Annotated in this window: 17 protein-coding genes; 10 read left to right on the forward strand and 7 right to left on the reverse strand. The window is 73.3% G+C overall.

Features of this window, described 5'->3' with window-relative positions; genetic code table 11:
- Positions 1-141: 141 nt before the first annotated feature.
- Positions 142-639 (reverse strand): hypothetical protein, encoded by a 498-nt coding sequence (locus tag ACIQ9P_RS01055; protein WP_402347661.1) that lies wholly within the window; start codon positions 637-639, stop codon positions 142-144.
- 64 nt (positions 640-703) lie between these two features.
- Between ACIQ9P_RS01055 and ACIQ9P_RS01060 the strand changes: the two genes are divergently transcribed.
- From ACIQ9P_RS01060 to cyaB, 3 genes are read left to right on the forward strand one after another with little or no spacing between them, the layout of a single operon-like run.
- A complete protein-coding gene (locus ACIQ9P_RS01060) occupies positions 704-1,456 on the forward strand; it encodes a helix-turn-helix domain-containing protein (RefSeq protein ID WP_402347664.1) in 753 nt (250 codons plus the stop codon).
- 3 nt (positions 1,457-1,459) lie between these two features.
- On the forward strand, positions 1,460-1,633 hold the full coding sequence (locus ACIQ9P_RS01065) for a hypothetical protein (RefSeq protein WP_402347667.1): 174 nt from the start codon (positions 1,460-1,462) through the stop codon (positions 1,631-1,633).
- Between the two features lie 2 nt (positions 1,634-1,635).
- Positions 1,636-2,211 carry a class IV adenylate cyclase gene (cyaB, locus tag ACIQ9P_RS01070; RefSeq protein WP_402347669.1) on the forward strand — a complete coding sequence of 192 codons (576 nt, stop codon included), beginning with the start codon at positions 1,636-1,638 and terminating at the stop codon, positions 2,209-2,211.
- 346 nt (positions 2,212-2,557) lie between these two features.
- Here cyaB and ACIQ9P_RS01075 read toward each other — a convergent pair whose 3' ends face one another.
- From ACIQ9P_RS01075 to ACIQ9P_RS01085, 3 genes are read right to left on the reverse strand one after another with little or no spacing between them, the layout of a single operon-like run.
- Entirely contained in the window at positions 2,558-2,806 is a 249-nt protein-coding gene (locus ACIQ9P_RS01075; protein ID WP_402347672.1) for a hypothetical protein, read from the reverse strand.
- Positions 2,803-2,994 (reverse strand): hypothetical protein, encoded by a 192-nt coding sequence (locus ACIQ9P_RS01080; protein ID WP_402347675.1) that lies wholly within the window; start codon positions 2,992-2,994, stop codon positions 2,803-2,805. Before ACIQ9P_RS01080 ends, ACIQ9P_RS01075 begins: the two co-directional genes overlap by 4 nt.
- On the reverse strand, positions 2,991-3,758 hold the full coding sequence (locus ACIQ9P_RS01085) for a hypothetical protein (RefSeq protein ID WP_402347678.1): 768 nt from the start codon (positions 3,756-3,758) through the stop codon (positions 2,991-2,993). The genes ACIQ9P_RS01080 and ACIQ9P_RS01085 overlap by 4 nt, the downstream gene beginning before the upstream one ends.
- Before the next feature lie 134 nt (positions 3,759-3,892).
- Here ACIQ9P_RS01085 and ACIQ9P_RS01090 point away from each other — a divergent pair, with 134 nt between their 5' ends.
- From ACIQ9P_RS01090 to ACIQ9P_RS01100, 3 genes are all read left to right on the forward strand, one after another.
- The gene (locus ACIQ9P_RS01090; protein ID WP_402347681.1) at positions 3,893-5,251 is read left to right on the forward strand and encodes a transcriptional regulator; all 1,359 of its coding nucleotides are present in this window, start codon (positions 3,893-3,895) and stop codon (positions 5,249-5,251) included.
- Between the two features lie 320 nt (positions 5,252-5,571).
- Complete coding sequence (locus ACIQ9P_RS01095; RefSeq protein WP_402347684.1) at positions 5,572-6,039, forward strand: NUDIX hydrolase; 468 nt, start codon at positions 5,572-5,574, stop codon at positions 6,037-6,039.
- Between the two features lie 202 nt (positions 6,040-6,241).
- Positions 6,242-6,799 carry an NUDIX hydrolase gene (locus ACIQ9P_RS01100; protein WP_402347686.1) on the forward strand — a complete coding sequence of 186 codons (558 nt, stop codon included), beginning with the start codon at positions 6,242-6,244 and terminating at the stop codon, positions 6,797-6,799.
- Between the two features lie 12 nt (positions 6,800-6,811).
- On the opposite strand, the gene ACIQ9P_RS01105 is transcribed toward ACIQ9P_RS01100, so the two are convergent.
- Positions 6,812-7,036 (reverse strand): hypothetical protein, encoded by a 225-nt coding sequence (locus ACIQ9P_RS01105; RefSeq protein ID WP_402347689.1) that lies wholly within the window; start codon positions 7,034-7,036, stop codon positions 6,812-6,814.
- 146 nt (positions 7,037-7,182) lie between these two features.
- Here ACIQ9P_RS01105 and ACIQ9P_RS01110 point away from each other — a divergent pair, with 146 nt between their 5' ends.
- A complete protein-coding gene (locus ACIQ9P_RS01110; RefSeq protein WP_402347692.1) occupies positions 7,183-7,791 on the forward strand; it encodes a TetR family transcriptional regulator C-terminal domain-containing protein in 609 nt (202 codons plus the stop codon).
- 73 nt (positions 7,792-7,864) lie between these two features.
- Here the strand turns inward: ACIQ9P_RS01110 and ACIQ9P_RS01115 are convergent, their stop codons facing one another.
- Positions 7,865-9,595, reverse strand: a complete 1,731-nt coding sequence (locus tag ACIQ9P_RS01115) for a hypothetical protein (protein WP_402347695.1) — start codon at positions 9,593-9,595, stop codon at positions 7,865-7,867.
- Between the two features lie 305 nt (positions 9,596-9,900).
- Here ACIQ9P_RS01115 and ACIQ9P_RS01120 point away from each other — a divergent pair, with 305 nt between their 5' ends.
- From ACIQ9P_RS01120 to ACIQ9P_RS01130, 3 genes are all read left to right on the forward strand, one after another.
- On the forward strand, positions 9,901-10,449 hold the full coding sequence (locus ACIQ9P_RS01120) for a hypothetical protein (protein WP_402347698.1): 549 nt from the start codon (positions 9,901-9,903) through the stop codon (positions 10,447-10,449).
- 137 nt (positions 10,450-10,586) lie between these two features.
- Positions 10,587-11,267: a DUF3105 domain-containing protein gene (locus tag ACIQ9P_RS01125; protein ID WP_402347701.1), complete on the forward strand. Its 681-nt coding sequence runs from the start codon at positions 10,587-10,589 to the stop codon at positions 11,265-11,267.
- The gene (locus ACIQ9P_RS01130) at positions 11,264-11,983 is read left to right on the forward strand and encodes a DUF305 domain-containing protein (RefSeq protein ID WP_402347704.1); all 720 of its coding nucleotides are present in this window, start codon (positions 11,264-11,266) and stop codon (positions 11,981-11,983) included. Before ACIQ9P_RS01125 ends, ACIQ9P_RS01130 begins: the two co-directional genes overlap by 4 nt.
- 166 nt (positions 11,984-12,149) lie before the next feature.
- Here the strand turns inward: ACIQ9P_RS01130 and ACIQ9P_RS01135 are convergent, their stop codons facing one another.
- Entirely contained in the window at positions 12,150-13,706 is a 1,557-nt protein-coding gene (locus ACIQ9P_RS01135; protein WP_402347707.1) for an MFS transporter, read from the reverse strand.
- Between the last annotated feature and the right edge of the window lie 123 nt (positions 13,707-13,829).

Genomic DNA, 13,829 nt, shown 5'->3' on the forward strand with positions numbered 1-13,829 from the left:
CACGACGCGATGGCCTCCTGATGCCCCGGCCGGCGCCCCACCGGGCACCGGCCGGGGCACAGCGCCAGATCGTCAGCAGCAGCACGCACACGATCACCGCGGCCGTCGAGGACCGGGGCGCGCAGGACGCCGAGTTCCTCCTCAGAAGGCGCGCCGAGCATGGCCGGCCTTCCCCTGGTAGTCGCTACGGGCCAGTTCTCTGCCGATCCAGGACCACGCGCTCGACTCGATGCCCCACCGCAGAACGTGCCCCTTCTCACGGACCGGCTCGCATGTCGTGCTGTCCATCACCACCCACAGCCCGGGGTTCCGTCCGCGCGGCGGCTCCTGCACAGGCCGGTACCGCGCGGCATGCCTCTGCCTGGCGGTCCGACCGTCACCACGCCGGACACGGACGACGATCCGGCCGGCCGGAAGGGTGACCGGGAAGTCCAGCGCGCCTCCGTCCAGCGCGGCCTCGACGGTCTCGGTGGCCCCGGTGCCGAAGAGCATGCGAACAGCGGCGCGCTGCTGGTCCCCGAGCTCCAGATCCTTCACGGCCTGCCAGACGGCGGTCAGTGCCGCCGCCGGTGGCAGGGCCGTAGGGTCCAGGCGCCCATCGACGCTGACGGTCCAGTCCTCGTCTGCGGTCAAGGCCATGCGCTCTCCTTGGTGCCGAGGCGGCGGTATCCGAGCCGCATCATCCTCTGACGAGATTCGGGCAATGGGCCGCCGACCTCGATACCCGGCCGGTAATCTCACGCTGAGATGGATTCGCGGAGACTGGACTGCCGCTGTGGTGACTGCGCTCGAACCGATCCGGCTTCCTGACCCCGCGTGGCAGAATTCGGAGATCCGCGCTGCCCTGAGGGCCCGCGACATCGCTGCCACCTTCCGATGGGTCCAACACCACAGCGGCGCCAGCCAAGCCCGGATCGCCGCCCAGGTCGGCATGACCCAGAGCCGGGTCAACGAGATCATCAACGGGCGGCGGGAGGTGGTCCGGCTCGACGTCTTCGAGCGCATCGCGGACGGGCTGAACATGCCGGCCGAGGCTCGACGACTGCTCGGCCTCGCCCCGCAGCGGGAGAGTCGAACGCCCGGCGCGGCATTCGACCTCGCGGCGTTCCCGGAGATCGTTCGTGTCTACTCCGACCAGGCGTCGGCAGCGGCCGAGATCCAGCGCGCGGCCCGCTCGGCGACGGAACTCGACGTCCTCGCCGTCCGGGGTCTCGGGCTACTTGCCCTCCGGGACTCCCTTCTCCGCCCGCACCTCGACCGGGACGGCGACGACCCACCCCGCCTTCGAGTCCTCCTCCTCGCCCCGGACTCACCCGCACTGGCCCGTCGGGCAGCTGAGATCGGCGAGTCACCCGAGTCCCTGGCCGGCGGCGTACGCCTCGCCGAGGCCCGCCTGCGTGAGCTCGCAGCGCTCGGCCGCGTCGAGGTCTACCACTACCGCACCCTGCCCGTATGACGGGTGATCCGGCTCGACAAGACCCTCTACGTCAGCGCGTTCGACACGGACTGGGAAGGCCACCAGTCGGCAACCTATAAGGTGCTGGCCACCCCCTACGGGCCGCTGTACCGGGGATGGCGAAGGATGTTCGACGCCATGGTGGACGACGCGGAGCGCGTGATCCGAGAGGGGTAGTAGTGGCGATCGAGGCAGAGCTCAAGGCCGTGGTCCGCGACCCGGAGACACTCCTGCGACTGCTGGAGGACCAGTACGGAGCGGGCCGCGCGGAGGTGTACCGCGACACCTACTACGACGCCCCTGACGGTTCGCTGATGGGGGCGGACAGGGAACTGCGGATCCGCACCGTTCACGGCCCGGAGGACACCCGCACCGTCCTGACGTACAAGGGCGCCCGGGTCGATGAGGCATCCGGGTCGAAGCCCGAGGCGGAGACCCGCGTCGAGGACGCCGAGGCCGCGCACGAGATCGTCCGCGCGCTCGGGTTCGTCCCCCGGATCGCCTTCGAGAAGCGCTGCCGCAACTACGACCTCCAACACGACGGCCGACGGCTCCTCGCCACCCTCGTCCGCGTCCCCGAGATCGACGGAACCTTCATCGAGCTGGAGACCATCGCGGCCACCGAAGCCGACCTCGCGCCAGCTCTCGCTGTCGTACGATCCGTCCTCGCTGAACTCGGCCTCCACGGGGAGGACCTGACGACCGAGCAGTACACCGATGCCGTCGCGGCCTCTCGGCCGGTTCCAGCGCAGTAGCTACTCGCAAAGATCCGCCACACGAAGCGCGGCCCACGGGGGCCGCCACCCTCTCCGTGCCCGGCGCCTGAGCCACCGACCCGCGCCGTCGGAGTCCTCTCGCAGTACGGCGGCATGGGCCTCCCCGCGCGCCGGCCCGAGCTGACGTTGCCGTTGTACGGTCCACCCGGCATCTCGTTCTGCGGGGTAGTGCCAGGTCGGAACGTCGGCAGCCCCTATGACGGCGGCATCTGCTGCACTACCCAGCGGCAGCCAACAGCCTGATGTCCGCGCAGGTCACCCGCACCCACGACACGATGGCCTCCTGATGCCCCGGCCGGCGCCCCACCGGGCGCCGGCCGGGGCATCAGCGCTGTACGACGAGCAGCAGCACACACACGATCACCGCGGCCGCAGTCGCGACCGAGACCACCGCAGCCACCGTCAACCACGGCCGACCATGGTCCTCGTCGCCCGTGCAGTGCTCCACCAGCACGCGGCGGACCTTCGCACGCCTGATGACGAAGCCGTAGGCACGGGCGCCGCAGTCGATACAGGTCCCCAGTTCGATGCGGGCCGTGTCCGGCTTGTCCCGCCGGCGGCGGCCGGGAGTCATCGGTTCCCCTGGTACCGGCGCGGCTGCTCGGCCCGGCGTCGGACCGGCGTGCATCCGTGGCCGGTCACCAGCTCCGTGCGCTCGTCGACCGTCTCCAGCAGATCGCCCTCGACGGGGAACTCGCCGCAGACGGCGCAGGTGCCCTTCGTCCGCACCCGCTCGGGCGTCGTCCCGCCGACGGCGCTCACCGGCCCGGCTCCGCGTGGCGGCAGGACCGGCAGACCTTCACCGCGTAGCCCAGGCCGCGATCGATGACGTGTCCCGCCTCCTTCAGGCCGGAGGAGCCTTCGCAGAACACGCAGGCCCGACCCTCGCGCTGGGCCTGCGTGAGTCGGACACCTGGCTGGTGCGGAAGGCCGGTCATCGCTCCTCCCTTGAAGGCTGGGCATACAGCGTGTGCGACGACGGGCCAGCCGAGCGGAGCACCCGAAGTAGGGGTGTAGGCGTAGCCGACCGGCTCCAGGACTCCACCGGCCAGGCCGCATACGACGCACGCCCCTCCTCGCACCTGGGCGGGAGCGTGGCCAGCGGTGGCCAGCGTCGTCTTTCCCAGCCAGAGCCGACCGGGCGGGATCGTGTCCATCAGGTACCGATCGACCGCCGCACGGCCCGCCCCGGGCTCCAAAGGCCGCTCGCCCAGGATGACGACGACCGTGCCGCCGCGACGCACGAAGGCAGCCCACTCCGCGTCTGCGGGGATTCGGAGCGCGGTCTCCGCACGAGGCATGATCACCACCGCACAGCTGTCGTGCAGCACCAGGCGCAGATCCGGCGTGGGCATCGGCGCCTCCGGAGGCAGCAGGCCCGCCCGCTCCGCGAGCGACCCCAGAGCCGGTGAGCCTTCTCCCAGGGGTGTCACCAGCACCATGCTCGCCAGCCCGTCGGGCGTGGAATCGATCCATGTCCACGCGGACAGCTCGGTGTTCCGCAACGGACGTTCGGCCGTCGACACAGTCCCCTCCTGCGCGTCCTGAGCTCTACCATCAGCACCAAGGGTCGACCTGTGATCACCGGATTGTGAGTACTGGAGGGATGGCACAGGGTGGCACTTCTGCGCGGGGCGGCAGACGGGGGTAGGACAGGGACATGCAGACGCCGAAGACGCCGAATGCCGAGCTCGTGGAGTGGCTGGCCCGAACGGGCCTGAGCAACGCCGAACTTGCCCGCCGGGTGAAAGCCGCAGCTCAGCATGCCGGGCACCCGCAGGTATCACCCGACGCGACTGCCGTACGACGCTGGCGCGAAGGGAACAAGCCGCGTCGGCCCATCCCCGGGATCGTCGCCGACGTCATTTCGGACGCGCTCGGATACCGGGTCACATCGTACGAACTCGGGCTCGGGGAGAGCCCGGCCGAGGACCGCTCGCTGCTGTACAACCGCGACTGGCTCGTTACGGTGGCAACAGTCGCTGACCTGGGGAGAGCAGACGTGGACCGCCGCCGATTCCTTGCCGCCGCACCCTTCGCCGCCGTCGCCGCCACCGGACCGAGTCGGGACTGGCTCCTCGGCGTCCTCGACCAAGAACCCGAGCCCGGCCCCCGCGTCCGCTTCGAAGATGTCAGCGCGGTCAAGAACATGTTCTCGGAGTTCCAGCGAGTCGACATCTTCCAGGGCGGCGGCAGCGGCCGGCTCCTGCTTGCCCAGTACATGAACATCCACGTCTACCCGCTCCTGAAGCGCCCTCAGCGGGACGACGTCCGCCGGGCGCTCTGCGAGGCCGCAGCGGAGCAGACCTACCTTCTGGGCTGGATGGCATACGACTCCGGGGAACACGGCACCGCCCAGCGGTACCTCATCCAGTCCCTCCGGCTGGCCGAGGAGTCCCGGAACACCCCGCTCGGCGCCCACGTGCTGGCGGGCATGGCGGACCAGGCGACCCTTCTCGGCCACCCGGACGAGGGGCTGCGGCTCGCCCAGTCCGGCCGGCAGGGGCTGCGCGGCACCTCGGCTGCAGCGCTCACGGACCTGTGGGCCCTGGAAGCCCGCGCACTCGCCGTGCTCGGCGACAAGGCGGCGGCCGTACGAGCCGTCGCGCAGTCCGAGGCCGCCGCCGAGCAGATCGACCATGAGCGGGAGCCGGAGTGGGCGCTCTTCATCGACGGCGCCTACTTGCACGGCGAGCACGCGATGACCTTGCGGGACACCGGTGACCATGTGGGTGCCGCCGAGCACGCCCGGCTCAGCATCGACCACACCCGCCAGCAGAAGCGGGCCCGTCGCGGCGCACTCTCGCAGGCCGCGCTCGCGTCGGCCTACCTGCAGCGCGGCGACCTGGAGCAGGCGCACGCCGCCGGCCTTCGCACCATCTCCCTCGCCGGACAGGTCAAGAGCACCCGGGCCCTGGAAGCCGTCACCGACCTGCAGCGACGCATGGAACCCTTCGGGAAGAACAGGTTCGCGGCCGACTATGCCGAGCGCGCCAGGGCGCTGACCGCCGCCGCGTGAGCGTACCGAAGGGCCATCGGTGTCCTCTGCTCACGACGGCAGCACGGCCGACATCACCCAGCAGCAGCCGAGGAACTGACGTCCGCGCAGGTCATCCTGCCCGACGAGCGAGACCGGGCACGTCTCCCGCTCGGCCTTCCGCTTCGACGGCGACATGATCGTGACCCCGTTGCTGCCCGGTAGGATCGGCCACGACGCCCCGATGATGCACTTCCGCAGGTGCCAGGAGGACGGCGTGTTCGACCGATTCGCCGGCCACATCAAGGACTTGTGGGCGAACGGGCGCGACGTGTGGACGATCCCGACCGCGGAGGTGGCGCGTGCCCAGGCGTGACTACGAGGACGACCCCAACGCCCCCGAGGCGAACTCCCTCGTCCCGGCCGCTTCCGTGGTCGTGGTCGACGATGCGGGCCGTGTGCTCCTCCAACGCCGTACCGACAACGGAATGTGGGCGCTTCCCGGCGGGAAGATGGATCTCGGCGAGAGCTTGGCCGGGTGCGGGATCCGGGAGACCCGCGAGGAGACCGGGCTGGACATCGAGATCACCGGCATCGTCGGCACCTACACCAACCCCGACCACGTCTTCGCCTACGACGACGGCGAGGTCCGGCAGGAGTTCTCCATCTGCCTTCTCGGTCGGCCGACCGGCGGCAACCTGGCCGTCTCCGACGAGTCGACCGAGGTCGCCTGGTTCACCCCGACCGAGACGGACGCGCTGCCGATGGTGCCGAGCATCCGCAAGCGGCTCTCGGACTGGCGGTCCGGGGCGATCCCAGCGGTGCGCTGACCTGTGCCGTCGGGGACCTCTCTCACAATGGCGGCATGGCTTGCATCACCCAGCAGCCGAGCACCTGACGTCCGCGCAGGTCACGCTGTCCGACAGGACCAGAACCCGCAGCGGCGGACGCCGGGCCGCATGCCCGGCGGCACGCGGTGCACGCGTGTGAGAGAGTCCGGCCACCAGTTCGCACGCGCGTGAGGAGACCCCCGTGGCGGGATCGGAGTGGCAGGTCCACGGGCGGCGGAAGGTCTACGGCTCCTCGTGGGTCGAGCTGTGGCTCGACGATGTCGACATCCCCGGTACCGGCCGGGTCGAGCACCACGTCCTCCGGATGCCGCGCGCCTCGACCACCGCCGTTGTCACCGACGAGGACGGGCGCTTCCTCCTGATCCACCGGCACCGGTTCATCACCGGCAGGTGGGGCTGGGAGGTCCCGGCCGGCTGGGCCGACCCCGGCGAGGAACCTGCTGCGGCGATCGCCCGCGAGGTCGAGGAGGAGACCGGCTGGCGCCCCGGCCGGGTCGAGCCGATGACCGAGTACGACGCCATGTCCGGCATCTCGGACGCGCGCTTCCACGCGTTCCACGTGACCGGCTGCACGCGCATCGGCGAGCCGACGGACATCTCCGAGGCGGCCCGGGTGGAGTGGCTCCCGGAGGCCGAGGTGGTCGAGCTGCTGATCGGCGGCGAGATCCCGGACGGGCCCTCGCACGCGGCGCTCTCCTATTTCCTCGGCCCGCACCGGATCGCCCACGGGGACCGCTGATCCGTCCCGGGCCTACCGGTGGTACCTCGCCAGGTCGTCGGTCGTGAGTCCGTGGGTGCTGTGCATCGCGATCGAACTGTACGAGGAGCGGAGGGCCCGCAGCTGGGCCAGTCGCTCCCGCTCGGTCAGCACGCCGTCGAGGTTCTCGGTCGGGCCGCCGCGGCGTCGGTGCAGGAACACCGCCAGGCCGGCCACCAGGGCGGCGAAACCGGCGAACAGGAGGATAAGCGCGGCCATCGGGCCACCTCCCCGGGTCGGGAACGTCCCCGATCGGTACGTACCCGCGGGAGTGGGAAGTCGAACCGGCCGACCTCCCACTCCGTGCTCCGCCGGGCACGGTCGGTATCGTGAAACCCCTACCGACCCCCGGAGGAACAGCACCGATGGCCGACGCCCGCCCGCGCCGACCGGCCCGCCCGCGCGAGGAGGTCTTCGCCACCGCCCGCGCCGCGATCGCCGAGCACGGGCTCGCCAAGCTCACCATGGCCGGCCTCGGCAAACAGCTCCGGATGAGCGCCGGACACCTGCTCTACTACTTCGGCAGCAAGGACCAGCTGCTGCTGGAGACCCTCCGCTGGAGCGAGGAGCAGCTCGGCGCCCGCCGCCGGGAGATGCTCGCCGACGGCGCCCGCGACGTCCGGGAGCGCTTGGACGAGTACACCGCGCTGTACCTGCCCGAGGGCCCCGGTGACCCGCGCTGGATCCTCTGGGTGGAGGTGTGGGGCCGGTCCCCCGCCAGCGAGGAGCTGCGGCAGGGGCAGTTGGAGATCGAGGGGCCCTGGCAGGCCGACCTGGTCGCCCTGATCGACGAGGGCACCGCCACCGCCCGCTTCGCCCCCGGGGACGCCGCCGAGCGAGCGAGTCAGATCCGCGCCCTCCTCGACGGCCTCGCCGTCCCGCTCGCCCTGGGCCTGCCCGGCGCCGACCGCGCCCGCGCCCACCGCCTGGCCGCCACGGCCTGCGCCGCCCTGCTCGGCCCGGTCGCGGCCTGACCCCCGCCGTCGGGCCCGGCCGCGCCGGCCCGCGCCCGCGGGCGGCTCACACGGATTGCGTGGCCTGCACCGATCACTCCGTCCAGATCGCGGCGGCGGTCCGGTCGTCGGTGTAGCCCTTGGCGCGGACCTGGACCTGGCGGAGGAAGTCCACCGTGCCGGGCGGATGCGGGTGCGCCCAGTGCGAGGCCAGGAAGTGCGCGACGGCGGGCTCGTCCGCGACCGGGCGGGCCAGACCGGGGGTGCAGAGCAGCAGGATGTCCCCCGGCGTCGCCGGGACCATCCGGAAGCGGAACGGACGCGGGCCCGGCGCCGGGGACTCGGGCACCGGCGGCTGGCCGTCGGGGTGGTGCAGCAGCCGGGCCGCGTACGCGTCGATCCAGTGGCCGGAACGCAGCAGGTACAGCCCGCCGGGGCCGACACCGAACGCCGCCCGGTACCCGGCCTCCGGGTCCAGCGAGGTGAGCAGGCAGTGCAGCGAGGCGGGGGAAGGCGGCCCGTCCTCCCCGTCCTCCGCGCCGACCGGGGCCAGGGCGCGGAGCGGGGCGACGGCGCTGAGCGCGAGGCGCTGGAGGCCGTAGCGGAGGCGGTCGCGGGCGCCGTCGCGCAGGTCCGCGGCGAGGCCCTCGCGGCTGCGGCCGACCGCGCCCGCGAGCTGGCGGCAGGCTTCGGCGCTCGCGGTGGCGACCGCCCCGGCGGCCGGGCCGGAGTGGTCGAACCCGCCGAGCACCGCGAGCAGCAGCCCGTCCGCGCCCTCGCCGAACCGGGTCACCAACAGCGAGTCCCGCCGGGGCTCGCCCCGGTAACGGGCGGAGTCGCCGCGCACGGAGGCCGCCCGCAGGGCGGTGGCGCCGTACTGGGCCCCCTCCAGCACGGTGTCGGCGACGACGCCGCCCAGCGCGCCGGGGTCGGCCTCGGGGACGGCGGTCGGCTCGGGGCCGTACGTGGGCGGGCGTTCGCCGACGTGCGGCACGGCGGGCGCGGACGCGGCCCGGCCGGGGCGGGGGTCGGACCGGAGGGCGGGCGGCGCGGCGGCGGGTTCGGGATCCGGCGCGGACGTGGGGGCTTCGGGCTCCGGGACGAAGGCTTCAGGTGCGGGTTCAGGTGCGGGTTCAGGTGCGAGTACGGGCTCGGGATCGGGATCAGGCTCGGGATCGGGATCGGCAGCCGCCTCGGCCACCGGCTCCGGGACGCGAACGGGGCCGGGGACGAAAGGCGGAGCCGGAACGGGAGCCGGAGCCGGAGCCGGAACGGAGTCGGCCACGCCACCGGGCCTGGGCCGGGGCTCGGGCACCCGGGGAGCCGGTTCGGCGGTCGTGTCCACGGCCTCCGGCGGCTCGGCCGGGGTCGCGCCGACCGGCCCGGCGTCCGCCCAGGCGGGAGCGGGGAAGCGACGGGTGTCGTCGGCGCCCGGAGGCCCGTCCGCCGGGCGCTGCGGGGCGATCACGCCGACGGCGGTGTCGAACCAGTCGTCGATGCTGTCCCGTTCCAGCACATCCCGTTCCAGCACCTCCCGTTCCAGCACCTCCTGGTCGGCCCGCACCGCCCCGGCCGCCGCCTCCGGTACGGCGTCGACAACCTCCCTGGCGTCCCCGGCCTCGGCAGCCTCCCCGGCGTCCGCGACCGCCCCCCGCTGCTGCCCGATGAGCCCCGCCGCCGTCGCGAACCAGTCGTCGACGCTGCCCTCCCCCGGCCCGGCGTCCGGGGTGTCGGGAAGGGTGCCGGCCGGGCCCGCGTAGACCGTGTCCCACCAGCCGTCGTCCGGCCGGAGCTGCTGCTGCGCGGGTGCGCCCTGTTCGGTCATCTGGCGGCTCCTGGTCGCTGCTGCTCGTCGCTCGTTGCTCGCTGCTTCTGGCGCCGCCCCCGGGCGGGCCGGGCTCGACGTCATTGTCCCCAAGTGCAACGACGCTGTCCGGGTTTCGGCGACAACCACGCACACATCGGCCGATACCGATCACCGGGTTCGGTGCCCGTTTCGCTTCCGTTCCTCCCGCAGTCGACCGAACCGCCCGGACCAGGATGTTTCCGGGGTGTTCCGGGGACCCCGGGCCCGAAAATCAGAACCGGGGAGGGGGCTCGCTTCACTCGTTCGGCTGATTAAATGTGCGCATGACCGCGTCGGCCCCCAGCACACCCCGGCCGGGGAGGACCGCCCGCGCGGTCCGCCCGGTGGGCGCGCTGTGGATCCTGCTGCTGGTCGGGCTGCTGACGGCGCTCCCGTGCGCGGCACACGCCAAGGCGGCCACGGCCGAACGGTCCGGCTTCCCGGTGACCGTCCCGGCCGACCCCCCGGTGGGACCGCCGACCGGACTCGCCGCCGCTCCCGGGGGCGACGCCTCCCCGCACCTGCTCGGCACCGCCGCCACCGGTCCGGCCACCACGCCGCAGACCCTCGGCGACCGGCTCCGCGCGGAGAGCCACCGGCACTGGACCTGGTGCTCGGTCGACGGCGACCCGCCGCACCGCAACAACGGCTGCTCCAGCCACCCGTACTGCGCCCAGGACGCCCAGCTCCCCAACCCGCCGCCGCACCCCCAACCCGCCGCGGCACCCCGGCCGGAGACCGCCGAGATGCCGCCCCGGGTGGTGCCCGCCGGACTGCTGGTCGGGCCGCACCCCGTGCCCGACCTGCACGAACTCCAAGTACACCGGTCCTGAGCGGAACCCGCCGCCGGCCCCCGGCCCTCCCCCGCCGCCCACCGCGCGCGCCGGGCGGGCCGGACCGACGGATCCGCCCCCTCCCGCCACCTCTTCAGACCGCCGCGCCCGATGCGCGGTGGGGACAAGGACAAGTCATGGGTTCCGCCTCCAAGCAGTCGAACAAGGCCCAGGGCAACAAGCCGAGCGCCAAGCAGGCGAGCACCGACCGCCGCGCCCGGATCGCCGAGCTGCGCGCCGTCGAGCAGCGCCGCGACCGCCGCAACAAGATCCTCGCGAGCTCGGTCGCCGGTGTCCTGGTGATCGCCGCGATAGCCACCGGCACCTGGATCGTGGTCGACGCCAACAAGGACAAGAAGGACAAGGCCGCCGCTGCCGCCGCCCCGATCGAGGGCGTCCAGACCTTCGGCGACCTGAGCCGCAACCACGTCAAGGAGAAGGTCACCTACCCGCAGACCCCGCCGGTCGGCGGTGACCACAACGCGGTCTGGCTGGACTGCATGGGGACCGTCTACGACCAGCCGGTCGAGAACGAGCGGGCCGTGCACTCGCTGGAGCACGGCGCGGTCTGGGTGACCTACAACGGCAAGGCCACCCCCGACGACATCAAGGCCCTCTCCGACAAGGTGAAGGCCACCCCGTACTCGCTGATGAGCCCGTACCCGGACGAGCAGGGCACCATCACCCTGAACGCCTGGTCGACCCAGCTCGTCGTGGACAGCGCCAGTGACCCCCGGGTGAACCAGTTCTTCACCAAGTACGTCCAGGGCAAGCAGACCCAGGAGCCGGGTGCCTCCTGCTCGATGGGGCAGATGTGACCGCCGCCGAGGCGGGCGGCCACGAGGACGCCGTCGCCGAGGACGCCCCGGCGGCCTCGCGGCGGCGGATCTGGTGGCCGGCCGCGCTGGCCGCCGCGCTCGCCCTCGCGCTCGGGGTGCCGGCCCTGGTGGCCGGCGGGACGTCGGCCTCCGGCACCTCCTCGCTCAGCGTGCCGGCGGACGACTCCCCGGAGGCCGGGTTCGCCCGCGACATGGCGACGCACCACCAGCAGGCGGTGGACCTGTCCTTCATCGTCCGGGACCGGACCACGGACGAGCCCACCCGCACGCTGGCCTTCGACATCATCAACACCCAGGCCAACCAGCGCGGCATGATGATGGGCTGGCTGGACCAGTGGGGGCTCACCCAGCACTCGCCGGCCAAGCCGATGGCCTGGATGGCGATGGGCGGGCACGGCCACGGCGCCGACTACCAGGCGCACGACGGTTCGCTGATGCCCGGCATGGCCACCACCACCCAGCTCGCCGAGCTCCGCTCGCTCAGCGGGCGCGAGGCCGAGGTGTTCTACCTGCAGCTGATGCTGGAGCACCACAAGGGCGGCGTGGAGATGGCCCAGGGTTACGTCGACATGGCGCGCAATGAGTCGGAGAAGCGGCTCGCGCAGTCGATGGTGATCGGCCAGACCTCGGAGATCGGCCTGATCACCGACATGCTCAAGGATCGCGGCGCCGCCCCGGGGGTGCCCGCCTCCTGAACCGCCGACGGCGGTACGAGCGGCACCGCACCACGGCGCGACAGCACCACGGACGGCACAGCACGGCCGGGGCGGTGGACGGGAAACCCGTCCACCGCCCCGGCCGTTGCCGTGTCCGGGCCGCTTCCGGATCGGGCCGCACAGCACCGCCGCACAGCGCCGCCGCTCAGCGCCGCCGCACCGGCCGGGTGAGCACGACGGCGAGGCCCGCGACGACGGCGAGCACCAGCAGGACCGACCGACCGCCCATCGCCGGACCGGCCAGGTGGACGCCGAGCACCGGCAGCGCGGTGCCGAGCGCCGTACCGAGGCTGCGGGCCATGTTGACCATGCCGCCGCCGACCGCCGAGCACGCCGCCGGGATCGCCCGCATCACCAGCGCGTTGTTGGCGGGCAGCAACAGGCCGAGACCGCCGCCGACCACCAGCAGTGGGCCCGCCAGCAGCACCGCGGGCGCGCCCAGCGCGGGCAGCAGCGCGCAGGCGAGCAGTCCGGCCCCGGCCAGGGCGGCACCGCAGCGGCAGCGGGCGACATCGCACCAGCCGCGCGGCAGCAGCGCGCCGCCGACCGTCGCGGCCAGCGCGAACGCGGCCGGGAGCGCGGTGATCACCAGACCGGAGCGCGCGGTCGGGAGTCCCGCCTCGGCGAGCAGCACCGGGCCGAGGACCAGGGGGCAGAACAGCAGCAGGTAGCCGATCAGCGCGACCGCGAGGCCGGGGCGGACACCGGGGGTGTTGACCAGTCCGGGGGCGAGGATCGGCCGGGTGGCGCGGCGTTCCTGGCGGACCAGTCCGAGCGTGCACAGGACGGCGGCGGCCAGCAGGGCGGCGACCGCCCACCCGGACAGCGGCAGGCCGGAGGCGGCGGACAGGGCGAGCAGCAGCGCGGTGGTGGAGCCGCCGAGCAGCAGCAGGCCGGCCAGGTCGAAGCGCCCGCCGTCCGGCTCGGGCCCGGCGGCGGTCCGGACGACGGATCCGGCGGATCCGTCGGGTCCGGCGGCGGCGCGCGGACGCGACAGCGGGTGCGGCGCCGTCGACGGGTACGGGGAATCAGCGAACGGGGAATCCGCGTACGGGGGCACCGGGTCCGCCTCTGTCCGCGTCCGGGGCAGCAGGAACCAGCCGGCCACGATGCCCACCAGGGCGACCGGCACGTTGATCCAGAACACCCAGCGCCAGGAGGCGTGCGCCACCAGCAGCCCGCCGAGGCTCGGACCCAGCGCCAGGCCGAGGCCCTGCGCCGCCGCCTGCACGCCGAGCGCCCGGCGCATCGCGTGCCCCGGGACACCGCGCGCGACCAGGGCGACGCTGTTGGCCTGCATCATCGCGCCGCCGACCGCCTGGACCGCCCGGCAGGCGACCAGGGCGCCGAGGCCACCGGCGAACCCGGCCCCCAGCGAGGCGAGACCGAAGACGGCGAACCCGCCGAGGTACATGGTCTTGCGGCCGACCAGGTCGGAGAGCCGGCCGATCGGTGCCAGCAGCGCGACCAGGACCAGCAGATAGGCGAGGGCGACCCATTCGACGGCCGCGAACCCGGTGTCGAACCGGCGCTGGAGCTCGGGGTAGACGAGCGCGGTGACGCTGGCCGTCAGCTGGCCGAGGAACGCGCCCAGGCAGACGGTCCCGACGGCGAGCCAGGGGGCGCACCGGCGGCCTGCTATGCCACGCGGCCGGGGGCGCTCGGCGAGCAGCCGGGCGGTGAGCGTTGACGCGGCGTTCATACGGAGAAATATATCGGATGCAGACATGTTCGTTCTACGATCTGTTCCGAGTGCGACCGGTCAGGCACCGAAGGCGACCGGTCGCCCCCGACCGACCCGCAGCCGTCCGAGGGCCCCGGTACC

This window comes from Kitasatospora sp. NPDC094019 (assembly GCF_044764505.1).
Taxonomy (GTDB): Bacteria; Actinomycetota; Actinomycetes; order Streptomycetales; family Streptomycetaceae; genus Kitasatospora.

What these genes read in the sequence shown, in the direction of transcription:
- ACIQ9P_RS01055 (WP_402347661.1), bottom strand. Translation starts at nt 639, where the DNA reads ATGGCCTTGACCGCAGACGAGGACTGGACCGTCAGCGTCGATGGGCGC.
- ACIQ9P_RS01060 (WP_402347664.1), top strand. Translation starts at nt 704, where the DNA reads ATGGGCCGCCGACCTCGATACCCGGCCGGTAATCTCACGCTGAGATGG.
- ACIQ9P_RS01075 (WP_402347672.1), bottom strand. Translation starts at nt 2,806, where the DNA reads ATGACTCCCGGCCGCCGCCGGCGGGACAAGCCGGACACGGCCCGCATC.
- ACIQ9P_RS01090 (WP_402347681.1), top strand. Translation starts at nt 3,893, where the DNA reads ATGCAGACGCCGAAGACGCCGAATGCCGAGCTCGTGGAGTGGCTGGCC.
- ACIQ9P_RS01105 (WP_402347689.1), bottom strand. Translation starts at nt 7,036, where the DNA reads ATGGCCGCGCTTATCCTCCTGTTCGCCGGTTTCGCCGCCCTGGTGGCC.
- ACIQ9P_RS01110 (WP_402347692.1), top strand. Translation starts at nt 7,183, where the DNA reads ATGGCCGACGCCCGCCCGCGCCGACCGGCCCGCCCGCGCGAGGAGGTC.
- ACIQ9P_RS01115 (WP_402347695.1), bottom strand. Translation starts at nt 9,595, where the DNA reads ATGACCGAACAGGGCGCACCCGCGCAGCAGCAGCTCCGGCCGGACGAC.
- ACIQ9P_RS01120 (WP_402347698.1), top strand. Translation starts at nt 9,901, where the DNA reads ATGACCGCGTCGGCCCCCAGCACACCCCGGCCGGGGAGGACCGCCCGC.
- ACIQ9P_RS01125 (WP_402347701.1), top strand. Translation starts at nt 10,587, where the DNA reads ATGGGTTCCGCCTCCAAGCAGTCGAACAAGGCCCAGGGCAACAAGCCG.
- ACIQ9P_RS01135 (WP_402347707.1), bottom strand. Translation starts at nt 13,706, where the DNA reads ATGAACGCCGCGTCAACGCTCACCGCCCGGCTGCTCGCCGAGCGCCCC.